The following is a 13,051-nucleotide window of genomic DNA, read 5'->3' on the forward strand; positions in this document are numbered from 1 at the left end:
TTATCGGACTTTAATTAGTATAATGCGCTCCCCTTGATTAGTTGGGTTTGATAACAACTCACTAACAAGCCAGGTGCTACTAGAGGAAGATAATAATGAATTTGTTCATGGGTCTGGTAGGGATGGCGACGCTCGTCCTTATCGCGGTGCTGTTCTCCAGCAATCGCAAGGCAATCAACGTGCGTACCGTTGTCGGTGCGTTCGCTATTCAAGCCGGTCTGGGGGCGTTTGTTCTCTATGTTCCGGTTGGTCGCGATATCTTGGTCGGCGTGTCCGACGCGGTATCCAGCGTGATCAGCTACGGCCAGAACGGGATCGACTTCCTGTTTGGCGGTCTGGTCAGCAACAAGATGTTTGAAGTGTTCGGTGGCGGCGGCTTTGTCTTTGCCTTCCGTGTTCTGCCGGTCATCATCTTCTTCTCTTCCCTGATTGCAGTGCTCTATTACCTGGGCATCATGCAGATGGTCATCAAGTTGCTGGGCGGCGGTCTGCAGAAAGTACTGGGTACTTCCCGCACCGAATCCCTCTCTGCAACAGCCAACATCTTCGTCGGTCAGACCGAAGCGCCGCTGGTGGTTCGTCCCTACATCGCCAAGATGACTGACTCCGAGCTGTTCGCCGTCATGTGTGGTGGTCTGGCTTCCGTTGCCGGTTCCGTACTGGCCGGTTACGCCTCCATGGGCGTGAAGATGGAATACCTGATTGCTGCCTCCTTCATGGCTGCACCGGGTGGTCTGCTGTTCGCCAAGCTGCTGGTTCCCGAGACCGAGACCCCGAACTACGACGAAAGCTCTGCCGATGCCGAGCTGGATGACAAGCCTGCCAACGTCATTGACGCTGCTGCTGCTGGCGCTTCTGCCGGTATGCAACTGGCCCTGAACGTCGGCGCCATGCTGCTGGCCTTCATCGGTCTGATCGCCATGATCAACGGCATCTTCTCCGGTGTGGGTGGCTGGTTCGGTTATCCGCAACTCTCTCTGGAACTGCTGCTGGGCTGGATCTTCTCCCCGCTGGCCTTCCTGATCGGTGTGCCTTGGAATGAAGCAGTGGTTGCTGGTTCCTTCATCGGTCAGAAGCTGGTAGTGAACGAGTTCGTGGCTTACCTGAACTTCGCTCCGTACCTGAAAGACGAAGTGCTGATCAACGGTGTGGCCATGTCCGACCACACCAAGGCGATCATCTCCTTCGCGCTGTGTGGTTTTGCCAACCTCTCCTCTGTTGCCATCCTGCTGGGTGGTCTGGGGTCCATGGCGCCGAACCGCCGCGGTACCATTGCACGCTTTGGTCTGAAAGCCGTATTGGCTGGCTCTCTGTCCAACCTGATGTCTGCCACTATCGCAGGCTTCTTCCTGGCACTGTCCGGCATGTAATCGCCGCCTGACTGACAGGGTATAAACACGAACGCCACGGCATCTGCCGTGGCGTTCGCGTATGGAGCGGTGACAACCGTTTTCCTATCTAAACTAATAATAAAATGAGTCAAATCGGAGGTTATATGAATGAAGTGCTACTGGCGATGGTGGCCGGCTTTATAGTTGGTTTGTTGTTTTCTTTCCTCAAATTGCCGATCCCGGCGCCTCCCGTTTTGTCCGGGGTAATGGGGATCGTCGGGGTCTATCTGGGGGGATTGGCCTACTCCTGGATCCTGACTCGTTTCTTTTCGTAAGGCTTTTTTAGACCTGGATTTGCCAGATGTGAGGTACCTCTGAAATTGGCAAATCCGGCTTGCAAACAGGGGGTATCTCGGCTGAAATAGGCGTTGCCAGCAGGGTGCTGGCAATGACTAATACTCGATGAAATCGGGTGTTGGCGGTCAAATGGAATTGATTGGGAAGTCGGGTCAGATGTTGTCGGCCTTTCTCAAGTCTTCATGGAACCAAGTCCGCACTTTTGTAAGAAAGTGACAGGGCTCTTGCCTTATTTACAGTCGCAGTGCCTGCAGGGTGTTTTGAATAGCATCCCGATAGTGCCGGTGCCTTTGCACTGTAATTCCATTCCCGTATAGCTGGGGATTACTGCCTGTGCATCCATGGCTGGATGGTATGGTGGTGCCCGGTTATCTGGATTAAATCGAGACTTTGGAGAACAGAATGACTGATCTGAAAGTGGCCGCTCAGCGCGCCCTGAACCTGATGGACCTGACCACCCTGAACGACGACGACACCGATCAGAAGGTGATCGACCTGTGCCATAAGGCCAAGTCACCGGCTGGCCTGACCGCTGCCGTCTGCATCTACCCCCGTTTTATCCCTATCGCTCGCAAAACCCTACGTGAGATCGGCGCAGCCGACGTACGCATTGCGACCGTGACCAACTTCCCGCACGGCAACGACGACATCGAGATCGCCGTGGCTGAAACCCGTGCCGCTGTCGCCTACGGTGCTGACGAAGTGGACGTAGTGTTCCCGTATCGCGCCTTCATGGCCGGTAATGAACAGATTGGTTTTGAGCTGGTCAAAGCCTGTAAAGAGGCCTGTGGTGCCAACGTGCTGCTGAAAGTGATCATCGAAACCGGCGAGCTGAAAGAAGAGGCGCTGATCCGCCGCGCTTCCGAAATCTGTATCGATGCCGGTGCCGACTTCATCAAGACCTCCACCGGTAAGGTGCCGGTCAATGCGACTCCGGAAGCGGCGCGCATCATGATGGAAGTGATCAAGGCCAAGAATCCGAAAGTTGGCTTCAAGCCTGCCGGTGGCGTGAAAGATGCCGCCGTTGCCGGTCAGTACCTGGCCATGGCCGAAGAGATCCTCGGCAACGACTGGGTATCCGCCCGTACCTTCCGCTTTGGTGCATCCAGCCTGCTGGCCAGTCTGCTGGCCACTCTGGGGCATGGCGACAAGCCGGCCAACACCAGCGGTTACTAATAGGTTGATGAGAGGGCGGACAGCAGTCCGCCCTGTTAGCCCCCACCATGCGGTGTGCGGGCAAGGATTCAGGCTTGTGTAACGCCAGCAATGGCGGAGGGAATGAAAGATGTTTTTGCCTCAAGAAATTATTCGCAAGAAGCGCAACGGTGAAGCGCTCAGTACCCAAGAAATTCAATTCTTCGTTCAGGGCATTACCAACAACACCATCGGCGAAGGGCAGATCGCCGCGCTGGCGATGGCGGTCTACTTCAAAGACATGACCATGGATGAGCGGGTCGCCCTGACCTGCGCCATGCGCGACTCCGGCATGGTGCTGACCTGGGATCACCTCAATCTGGGTGGCCCGATTGTCGACAAGCACTCCACCGGCGGTGTGGGTGACGTTGTATCCCTGATGCTTGGCCCGATGGTCGCTGCGTGTGGCGGTTTCGTGCCGATGATCTCCGGTCGTGGCCTGGGCCACACTGGCGGCACCCTCGACAAGCTGGATGCCATTCCCGGCTACCAGACCTCGGTCGACAACGACCGTTTCCTGAAAGTGGTGAAAGAGGCGGGTGTCGCCATCATCGGCCAGACCGGCGATCTTGCCCCCGCTGACAAGCGTATCTATGCAGTACGGGACATCACCGCCACCGTCGAATCGATCGCCATGATCACCGGCTCCATCCTCTCCAAGAAGCTTGCCTCCGGGCTCGATGCGCTGGTGATGGATGTGAAAGTGGGCTCCGGCGCCTTTATGCCGACCTTCGAAGCGTCTGAAGAGCTAGCCAAGAGCATTGTGGCCGTGGCCAACGGTGCCGGTTGCCGCACCTCTGCGCTCTTGACCGATATGAACCAGGTGCTGGCCTCCAGCGCCGGTAACGCGGTGGAAGTGCGTGAAGCGGTGCGCTACCTGACCGGTGAATACCGCAACCCGCGGATCCACGAAGTGACCATGGCGCTGTGCGCCGAGATGCTGATCTCCGCCGGTCTTGCCAGCGACGAGCGCGATGCCCGCACCAAGCTGCAGGCGGTGCTGGATAACGGCAAGGCGGCCGAGATCTTCGGTCGCATGGTGACTGGCCTGGGTGGCCCGGCTGATTTTATGGAGCGTTACGACGCTTACCTGCCCAAAGCCGCCATCGTGCGCCCGGTCTTCGCGGCCAACAGCGGTTTCGTGACCGCCATGGATACCCGCGAGCTGGGTCTGGCCGTGGTCGCCATGGGCGGTGGTCGCCGCGCTGCCGGTGACAAACTTGATTATGCGGTCGGTCTGACCGACTTTATCCGCCTGGGTCAAAGCGTCGATGCTGACAAGCCGATCGCGATGATCCACGCTCAGACTGAAGAGCAATTTGCTCAGGCTGCCAGCATGGTGCAGGCGGCTGTCCGGATTGGTGGCGAGCGGCCGGAAGCACTGCCTGAAGTGTACCGCCGTATCACCCTGGCCGATTTGTAACAAGGGGAAGACCCATGAAACGTACTTTTATTCTGATGATGGACTCTTTCGGTATTGGCGCAGCTGCCGACGCCGACAAGTTCGGAGATGTGGGCGCCAATACCCTTGGCCATATCGCCAAGGCGTGTGCGGCAGGTGAAATTGAAGGCCGTGGCGCCCTCAATCTGCCCAACCTCAACAAGCTGGGTCTGGGCCACGCCTGCGAGCAGGCTTCCGGCTACTTCCCGGAAGGGCTGAAGAAAGATATCGAGGTGGTCGGTGCCTACGGCTTTGCTCAGGAGCTCTCCTCCGGCAAGGACACCCCGTCCGGTCACTGGGAGATCGCCGGTGTGCCTGTGCTGTTCGAGTGGGGCTACTTCAAGGATCACCACAACAGCTTCCCGCAGGAGCTGCTGGACGCCATCGTCGAGAAGGCCGGTCTGCCGGGTTATCTGGGCAACTGCCACGCCTCCGGTACTCAAGTGCTGGATGATCTGGGCGAAGAGCATATGCGCACCGGCAAGCCGATCCTCTACACCTCTGCCGACTCCGTGTTCCAGATTGCCTGCCACGAAGAGACCTACGGCCTCGAGAAGCTCTATGAGCTCTGCCACATCGTGCGCGAGCTGCTGGAGCCTTACAACATCGGCCGCGTGATTGCGCGTCCGTTCGTGGGCACTGGCAAGGGCAACTTCAAGCGTACTGGTAACCGTCACGACTACTCAGTGCTGCCGCCGGCGCCGACCGTGCTGGATTACATGAAGGAAGCGGGTGGTCAGGTGGTCTCCATCGGCAAGATTGCCGACATCTATGCCCAGCAGGGCATCACCAAGCAGGTGAAAGGGACCGGTCTGACCGAGCTGTGGGATCGCACGCTGGAAGAGGTGAAAGCGGCTAGTGACAACACCATCGTCTTCACCAACTTCGTCGACTTCGACTCCTCCTACGGCCACCGCCGTGACGTTGCCGGTTATGCCGGTGCGCTGGAGTATTTCGATTCCCGCCTGCCGGAGCTGTTTGAACTGCTGCAAGATGGCGACGTGGTGGTGCTGACTGCCGACCACGGCTGCGACCCGACCTGGGGTGGTACCGACCACACCCGCGAATACATTCCGGTGCTGTTCTTCGGCAAGCCGGTCAAGGCTGGCTCCGTTGGGCGTCGCGAGACCTTTGCCGATATCGGCCAGAGCATCGCGGCTTATCACGGCCTGCCTAAACTGGCGTACGGTACCAGCTTCCTGTAATTTACCCGCCCGCCACTTCGGCGGCGGGCAATTTATAAAACAATAAAACTCAACCTAGTGTGAAGGAATCAAGAGAATGGCAACTCCTCATATCAATGCGAAAGATGGCGCCTTTGCTGATACCGTGCTGATGCCGGGCGACCCCCTGCGCGCCAAGTACATCGCTGAAACTTTCCTGGAGAACGTCGAGCAGATCTGCGACGTGCGCAACATGTTCGGTTTCACCGGTACCTACAAGGGGCGTCGTATCTCCGTCATGGGTCACGGCATGGGTATCCCCTCCTGCTCCATCTACGCCAAAGAGCTGATCACTGATTACGGTGTGAAGACCCTGATCCGTGTGGGCTCCTGTGGCGCCGTGCGTGAAGACGTGAAACTGCGTGACGTGGTGATCGGTATGGGGGCTTGCACCGACTCCAAAGTAAACCGTCTGCGCTTCAAAGATCACGACTTCGCTGCCATCGCCGACTTCGACCTGGTTGCCAATGCCGTGCAGGCCGCCAAGAACAAGGGCGTTGCCGTGCGCGTCGGTAACATCTTCTCCGCCGACCTGTTCTACACCCCGGACCCTTCCATGTTCGACGTCATGGAAAAGTACGGCATCCTGGGTGTCGAGATGGAAGCCGCCGGTATCTACGGCGTGGCCGCAGAGTACGGTGCCAAGGCGCTGACCATCTGCACCGTCTCCGACCATATCCGTACCGGTGAGCAGACCACCTCTGAAGAGCGTCAGCTGACCTTCAACGACATGATCGAAATTGCGCTGGATTCCGTCCTGCTGGGCGACAAGTAATTCCCTTGCGAATAAGAAACGGCGGCCTTCTGGCCGCCGTTTTTGTATCTGCTCACTGGTTGCGCCATCAATTTTCCGGAGGTGGCGAGGGGGGCGTACTCTTTTTCTTGTGCTTGCGCACCCGCATGTAGTTGCGGCGCACGCCGTAGGAGATGAGCACCCCGGCCAGCAGGGCGACCAGCAGCATCAGGCGCTGTTTCTCCTGCACCACCTTGAGCCGGGTGTCCTTTTCTGCCAGCATCTGCTGCTCTTCCAGGGTGATGCGCAGGAAGCCGATGGTCTGCTCGCCATCCCGGATCTCCTGCACGAACTGGATCCGCCCCTTTCCCTGCTCCGGTAGTGACTTGTTATCGCTGCCGATGGGCAGCAGGCTCTCCAGCGGCACCGCCTGCTCAGACTGGGCGAGGGGAATGCCGCGTCCGTCGTAGAGGGTGGCATCGAGGATCTCCGGCTCCGCCGCCAGATCCCGCGCCAGCCGCTCCAGCTCGCTGCTCTTCTCCTCCTTGATCCAGCGCTTCATGTCGCGGGAGGCATAGGCGACCAGCGCCTGCGCCCGGTTGCGCGCTTCGCTGTGCAGCGAGGCCTGGCTTTCACCCTGCATATGAATGAGCACACCGAGCACCCAGCATCCGAGCAGGATACCGGCACCCAGGCTGAGAACACGTTTGATGGGAAGATGACGCTGCAAGCGTGAGACCTCTGGTAACAAGGAGTGGCGGGATCTTGGCGCTTGCCTGTACAAAAAGCAATACGCTACTCTGGGCCAGCACTGTTAACCCCCTGATCACCAAGGAAGGCGTATCCCTTATGTTGTTGTCCCGGCTCCCCCCTCTGTTATCCGATTGGCCCGCGTTGTTGTCCGGCTCACCCTGTTGGCAGCTCCACGCAGATGCGTTGCAACCGACAGAGACTCCGCAGGCTGGCGGCTGGTTGGTGCTGTTTGGCAAGGGGCTGGGCGCCTCCCATCTGGCGCGTCTGTCGCCACTGTTGGCTGCACAGAAGTTGGCGGCCACCCTCTATCCTCCCACCGAGGTGGCGGGCGTGCCGTTGCTGCTGCTTGGCTGCGATCGCTTCTCTTCCGAGCTGGTGGCCGAGCTCAAGAGCGGTGAGTGGGAGATCGATCTCTGCCATCTGCCCGCGCTACCGACCCTGAAGGAGCCCGGCCTGCTGGTGATGGACATGGACTCCACCGCGATCCGCATCGAGTGCATCGACGAGATTGCTCGGCTTGCCGGGGTTGGCGAGCAGGTGGCGGCTGTGACGGCCGCAGCCATGCAGGGCAAGCTGGAGTTTTCCGACAGCCTGCGCAATAGGGTGGCCCTGCTGGCAGGGGCGCCGGTCACCATTCTCGACGAGGTGGCGGCATGGATGCCTTGGATGCCGGGCTTGCAGCTGATGGTCGATACCCTCAAACAGGCGGGGTGGCGTGTTGCCATCGCCTCCGGCGGTTTTACCCGTTTTGCTGGCCAGTTGCAGCGTGAGCTGGGGCTCGATGCCATCTTCGCCAACGAGCTGGCGGTGGAAGGGGGTCAGCTGACCGGTAAGGTGAGCGGGCGCATCGTCGACGCCAGCGTCAAGGCCGAGGTGTTGCAGCAGCTTGCTCAGGAGTACGGCATTGCTGCCGACCAGACAGTGGCCATCGGCGATGGTGCCAACGATCTCAAAATGATGGGGATCGCGGGCCTTGGCATCGCCATTCACGCCAAGCCGCTGGTGCGGGCGCAGGCGGCGGCCACCCTCAATCATCACGATCTGGAGGGGGTGATCTGCCTGCTGGCGGCGCGGGCCTGCAGCGAGCAACGTTGGGACAAGCGCTGACAGTGTTTCAAGGAGGAAACCAATAAAAATGGAATTGTTGCAGCAGTCTCTGTTTATCCCCTGTGGTGGCCATCAATTGCATGTGCGCCACATCAAACCCCGGGTCGCCGTGCATGGAGATCCGATCCTGATGGTGCATGGCGCCATCGAGAACGGGCGGATCTTCTATACCGAATCGGGCAAGGGGCTGGCCTGCTTTCTGGCCCGTCACGGCTATCAGGTCTATGTGGCTGATTTGCGGGGGCGGGGGCTCAGCACTCCTGCCATCGCCGAGCAGGCGGAGCACGGTCAGCATGAGCTGATTACCGAGGATCTGCCCGCCCTGCAGCGCTGGATTGCCGAGCGCCATCATGGCTTCAAGGTGCACTGGGTGGCCCACTCCTGGGGCGGTGTCATCATGGCCTCGACTCTGGTGCGCTTCCCCGAGCTGGCGGAACAGGTGGCCAGCCTGCTGTTTTTTGGCACCAAGCGCGGTGTGTCGGTGCACAATCCCGAGCGCTGGCTGAAGGTGGATCTGATCTGGAATCGGCTGGCCCCCTGGCTGGCTCGCCGCCGTGGTTTTCTGGCGGCTCGCACTCTGAAGATCGGTGCTGACGACGAGCCGCTGCGATATCTGCAGGAGACCATCCCCTGGGTCAAGTGCGGCCCCTGGCAGGATCCTCACGACGGTTTTGCCTATGACGAGGCGGCGGCACGGGTCAACTGGCCACCGCTTTGGATGATTTCGGCCAAAGCGGACAAGGCGCTGGGTCACCCGACCGATGTGCGCCGCTTCAGCGACGAGATGGGGTCGGTCACGCGTCACACCCGATTGGGGCGGGACAATGGCAACTGCCTCGATTATGACCACATCAATATGCTGACCGCCCCACAGGCGCAGGAGGATCACTTTCCCCAGATCCTCGACTGGCTGCTCAACCCGCAGGCGGCATGATAAAAAACAGGGCGCCTCGAGCGCCCTGTTTCATTTCTGTCTGTTTCCGGATCATCAGTTCAGTGGCGGCGTGATGCCAAAGCGGAACAGGGTGGCCTGGGTGGTATCGGTCAGTTCGCCCACCCCCACCACGCTCCACAGCTCCTCTTCCAGCTTGCGCGCCTTGTGGATGGCGAACTTGGCGATGTAGTCCAGCTCGTTGGCGATGAAGTTGGTGTCGGGCCGTCCGGTACGGGAGATACCGACCAGCACCGAGTAGAACTCCCCCTGTTGCTGCGCCAGCTCGATGAACTGACGCTTCTCTTTGAGGTTGGCAAAGCTGCTGGCCAGCCGGCTGCTGAAGATGGGCAGGCCGGCCTTGGTCTGGATGCTGGCGATATAGACCTCGTCTTCTCTCGGTTTGTCCTCCCGCTCGATGGCGCGCAGTGGGTTCATCAGCAGCTCCTTGAGCAGCTCCCCCTGAAACAGCGGATAGAGGTTCTCCTGCTCCGGCAGCTCGGCACAGGCTTGCAGCAGCCGCTGCAGACTGCGCGGTTGCAGCGACTTGCCGATGGAGGCCGGTTTGGGCGCGCCTTTCAGCTTGTTGACGTAGACCGGTGAGTTGAACAGGTGGTGGGTATAGATGTTGCGCAGTGCCCGCGCCAGCCCACGATAGCGGCGCTGCTCCTGCGCCGCCTTGAGCTTGTTCTGGTTGCTCTCGATCAGTAGGCTGAAGAATTGGCGGCCGGTATGGCGATCCGAATCCCCTTCGATGCAGAGGTGCAGCACGGTGCGGGTCATGTTGAGGCTGACCAGCCGGTAGGAGAGGCGCTGCAGATCCATGCTCTTGGAGAGCTCCTGCAAGCGGGGCAGGGCGATGGTCACCACATCGTTCTTCTCGCCGATAAAGGCATCTTCCAGCTCGATTTGCAGGCCGTGAGTCGAGATGTCGCGAGTCCAGCCGATCCAGGATTTGCCGTTGTGATGGATGGCAACCGCGGTCTTGTGGATGTAGCGCGACTCCTTGCGCAACTGAACATAGTGCAGGGTCTCGATCTCGAACGGGGCAACCCCCTGCTCGTGACCAAAGCGTTGCAGCTCGTTGGCGTTGTTGCTGATCCCCTCCTGATGGAACTCTTCCCGATGTGACTCCAGCCCGATCTCCTGCAGCAGGCCGCAATAGCCGATCTGTTTGAGCCGCTCGAGCAGCAAGATATCTTGCAACTGCGGGTTGTCCTGCCCCTGCAGTTGCCCCACATCCGCCTCGACCAGATCGCACGCCTCCAGTGTGAACTTGTAGACTCGCCAGCTGGGGCGGCGTGAGCCCACTTGGAAGAAGAGGGCGGTGAGGCCACTCTGACGCAGCTCCTCGGCGGTGGCGGAGAAGAAGTAGATGTGGCTGCGCACCGTGTGGGTAAAGCAGTAGATGATGGTCTCGGTGGTGGTGCCGGGGGCCGGGCAAAGCCGTTTCATCCGCTCTGCGCTGAAAAGCCCCGCGAGGGCATCGCGGTTTTTCTCATCGCGCCAATACTCCAGCAGGTGCTGGTTGTTTTCCGTACGCAGGGCTATCTCGAGATTGGGGCTGTCGCCAGTGCCGAAGAAGAGCGGCATGCCGGTCATCCGGGGCAGGTAGAACTGCTCATACCCTTTGATGATGGCGGCGGAAAGAAGATAGTCGACGCTGACCCGATAGCGGATCTTGTTGGCGTCGATAAAGTCGCTGAGGAAGGCATCAAAGGCGGGCTGTTCACCGGAGCGTACCAGCCGCAGCCAGTATTTCCCCTCTTTGCTCTCTTCACCGAGGATCTGATAGCCGACCGGCTGGTGCAGCACCGGATTGGGGGTGTCCCGCTCCAGTCCGGTAAAGAAGACCTCTACCTGGGCGCCTGTGTGATAATTCGGCAGATAGGGCACCGAGACCCGCATGCCACCCAGCGAGAGATCGGAACTCTTGGCGAACAGCTTCTCCCCGTCCTGAAACTTGATCAGTACCGGCGAGCTGAAGTGCATCCGCTCCTGGCGGCGGCCGTAGTAGCTGGCAAAGGCGATGGTGTTGACATCATATTGCCGGAAGGGGCTGGCCGGCGGCGACAGCTGACCATCCACGCGGGCGTTGTGGTGCTGTTTTTGCCACTGTTGCAGCGCCTCGTAGACACCGAGGGTATAGATATCGCGGTAGAGATAGCACTGGGACTGGAACAGGGCAATCGCATCGGCGGGCATGAAGTGAGTGATGCCGTCGAACTCATGCACCAGGCACTCATCCTCCAGCTCATCGCGCATGTCGATGACCCTGCGGCAGGGGGAGCACTTGCGCTTGAGCTCCATCTTGATCAGAAAACGGCTGTTGCTGTTTTCCTCCTGGGTCATGCGGTTGAAGATCTCCTCGAAATCTTTCTCCCGCAGCAAGGGGACGAGTTGTTCAATCAGATGTTGCTGGTGTTCTGAATCCATTTGTTCCTGCCACGGAAAGTCACTTTTCCGATTCTGGGTTTGATCTGTCGGTCGCAAACAAGTATATCAAGCAGGAATTCATCCTGTCCCCGAGTTATCAATGGCCAAAAATAAAACTGCTTATGTTTGTTCCGAATGTGGTGCCGACTTCACACGCTGGCAAGGTCAATGCAGCGAGTGCAAGGAGTGGAATACCATCACCGAGGTGCGCCTCGGCTCGGTGAGCCCCGCTGGCAAGAGTGCCCGTTACACCGGTTATGCCGGCGCGGTCGGCAGTCAGGTACAGACACTGGCAGAGATTGCCACCACCGAAATTCCCCGTTTTACCTCAGGTTTCAAGGAGCTGGATCGGGTGCTTGGTGGCGGTGTGGTGCCAGGCTCGGCCATTCTGATCGGCGGCAACCCGGGGGCGGGCAAGTCGACCTTGCTGCTGCAAACCATGTGTGGTCTCGCTGAACGGATGAAAACCCTCTATGTCACTGGTGAGGAGTCGCTGCAGCAGGTGGCGATGCGGGCCAACCGCCTTGGGCTGCCCACCGACAAGCTGCGGATGCTCTCCGAGACCAGCGTCGAGCAGATCTGTCTGATTGCCCAGCAGGAGCAGCCGCAGATCATGGTGATTGACTCCATTCAGGTGATGCATGTGGCGGATGTGCAATCGTCCCCCGGTTCTGTCTCGCAGGTGCGCGAAGCGGCGGCGCTGCTGACCCGCTATGCCAAGCAGAATCATGTGGCCATCTTCATGGTGGGTCATGTGACCAAGGATGGCAGTCTGGCGGGCCCCAAGGTGCTGGAGCACTGCATCGACTGCTCTGTGCTGCTTGATGGTGGCCATGACTCCCGTTTTCGTACCCTGCGCTCTCACAAGAACCGCTTCGGTGCGGTCAACGAGCTGGGGGTTTTTGCCATGACCGAGCAGGGGATGCGCGAGGTGAGCAACCCCTCCGCCATCTTCCTCAGCCGAGGGCAGGAGCAGGCGCCCGGTTCCATCGTCATGGTGATCTGGGAGGGCACCCGGCCGCTGCTAGTGGAGTTGCAGGCGCTGGTGGACTACTCTCAGCTCTCCAACCCGCGCAGGGTGGCGGTGGGGATGGATCACAACCGGCTTGCCATGTTGCTGGCGGTGCTGCACCGTCACGGCGGGCTGCAGATGGCGGATCAGGATGTCTTCATCAACGTGGTCGGCGGGGTCAAGGTCGAGGAGACCAGCGCGGATCTGGCGCTGCTGCTGGCGATGGTCTCCAGCTTCCGGGACCAGGCGCTGCCCAAGGATCTGGTGGTGTTCGGCGAAGTGGGCCTTTCCGGTGAAATTCGCCCTGTGCCGTCCGGCCAGGAGCGGTTGCAGGAGGCGGCCAAACACGGTTTTCGTCGTGCCATCGTGCCGCACGCCAATGCCCCCAAGCATCCCATCGAAGGGATGGAAGTGGTGCCGGTCAAGAAGCTGTCTGAGGCACTCGAGGCGCTGTAATCCCTCAGCATTGCAATCGATACAACAGCACAACGGAAAAAGAGCGCCTCGGCGCTCTTTTTTATGGGCTGGCACCT

General features: G+C 59.6%; 11 protein-coding genes. 9 read left to right on the forward strand and 2 right to left on the reverse strand.

Annotated features, from left to right (window positions below):
- Positions 1-95: 95 nt before the first annotated feature.
- The 6 genes from LRL22_RS09010 to deoD all read left to right on the forward strand — a co-directional run bounded on the left by LRL22_RS09010 (position 96) and on the right by deoD (position 6,321).
- Positions 96-1,370, forward strand: coding sequence for a NupC/NupG family nucleoside CNT transporter (locus tag LRL22_RS09010; RefSeq protein ID WP_005340466.1), 1,275 nt, complete (start codon positions 96-98; stop codon positions 1,368-1,370).
- Positions 1,371-1,495: 125 nt separating this feature from the next.
- A complete protein-coding gene (locus tag LRL22_RS09015; RefSeq protein WP_005340467.1) occupies positions 1,496-1,666 on the forward strand; it encodes a XapX domain-containing protein in 171 nt (56 codons plus the stop codon).
- A gap of 424 nt (positions 1,667-2,090) precedes the next feature.
- The gene (gene deoC / locus LRL22_RS09020) at positions 2,091-2,864 is read left to right on the forward strand and encodes a deoxyribose-phosphate aldolase (protein ID WP_270905223.1); all 774 of its coding nucleotides are present in this window, start codon (positions 2,091-2,093) and stop codon (positions 2,862-2,864) included.
- Positions 2,865-2,973: 109 nt separating this feature from the next.
- A complete protein-coding gene (gene deoA, locus LRL22_RS09025; RefSeq protein ID WP_270905224.1) occupies positions 2,974-4,305 on the forward strand; it encodes a thymidine phosphorylase in 1,332 nt (443 codons plus the stop codon).
- A gap of 14 nt (positions 4,306-4,319) precedes the next feature.
- Positions 4,320-5,528 carry a phosphopentomutase gene (locus LRL22_RS09030; RefSeq protein WP_270905225.1) on the forward strand — a complete coding sequence of 403 codons (1,209 nt, stop codon included), beginning with the start codon at positions 4,320-4,322 and terminating at the stop codon, positions 5,526-5,528.
- Between the two features lie 76 nt (positions 5,529-5,604).
- Entirely contained in the window at positions 5,605-6,321 is a 717-nt protein-coding gene (gene deoD / locus LRL22_RS09035; protein ID WP_005340471.1) for a purine-nucleoside phosphorylase, read from the forward strand.
- A 67-nt stretch (positions 6,322-6,388) separates the two neighbouring features.
- On the opposite strand, the gene LRL22_RS09040 is transcribed toward deoD, so the two are convergent.
- A complete protein-coding gene (locus LRL22_RS09040; RefSeq protein WP_270905226.1) occupies positions 6,389-7,009 on the reverse strand; it encodes an AhpA/YtjB family protein in 621 nt (206 codons plus the stop codon).
- Positions 7,010-7,128: 119 nt separating this feature from the next.
- Here LRL22_RS09040 and serB point away from each other — a divergent pair, with 119 nt between their 5' ends.
- A complete protein-coding gene (gene serB, locus LRL22_RS09045; RefSeq protein WP_270905227.1) occupies positions 7,129-8,139 on the forward strand; it encodes a phosphoserine phosphatase SerB in 1,011 nt (336 codons plus the stop codon).
- Between the two features lie 28 nt (positions 8,140-8,167).
- Complete coding sequence (locus tag LRL22_RS09050; protein ID WP_270905228.1) at positions 8,168-9,073, forward strand: alpha/beta hydrolase family protein; 906 nt, start codon at positions 8,168-8,170, stop codon at positions 9,071-9,073.
- Between the two features lie 54 nt (positions 9,074-9,127).
- On the opposite strand, the gene LRL22_RS09055 is transcribed toward LRL22_RS09050, so the two are convergent.
- Entirely contained in the window at positions 9,128-11,506 is a 2,379-nt protein-coding gene (locus LRL22_RS09055) for a PilZ domain-containing protein (RefSeq protein ID WP_201906421.1), read from the reverse strand.
- Between the two features lie 100 nt (positions 11,507-11,606).
- Here LRL22_RS09055 and radA point away from each other — a divergent pair, with 100 nt between their 5' ends.
- Positions 11,607-12,974: a DNA repair protein RadA gene (gene radA / locus LRL22_RS09060; protein ID WP_005340481.1), complete on the forward strand. Its 1,368-nt coding sequence runs from the start codon at positions 11,607-11,609 to the stop codon at positions 12,972-12,974.
- The last annotated feature ends 77 nt before the right edge of the window (positions 12,975-13,051 follow it).

The organism is Aeromonas sp. PI_26, from assembly GCF_027854445.1.
Lineage (GTDB): Bacteria > Pseudomonadota > Gammaproteobacteria > Enterobacterales > Aeromonadaceae > Aeromonas > Aeromonas veronii.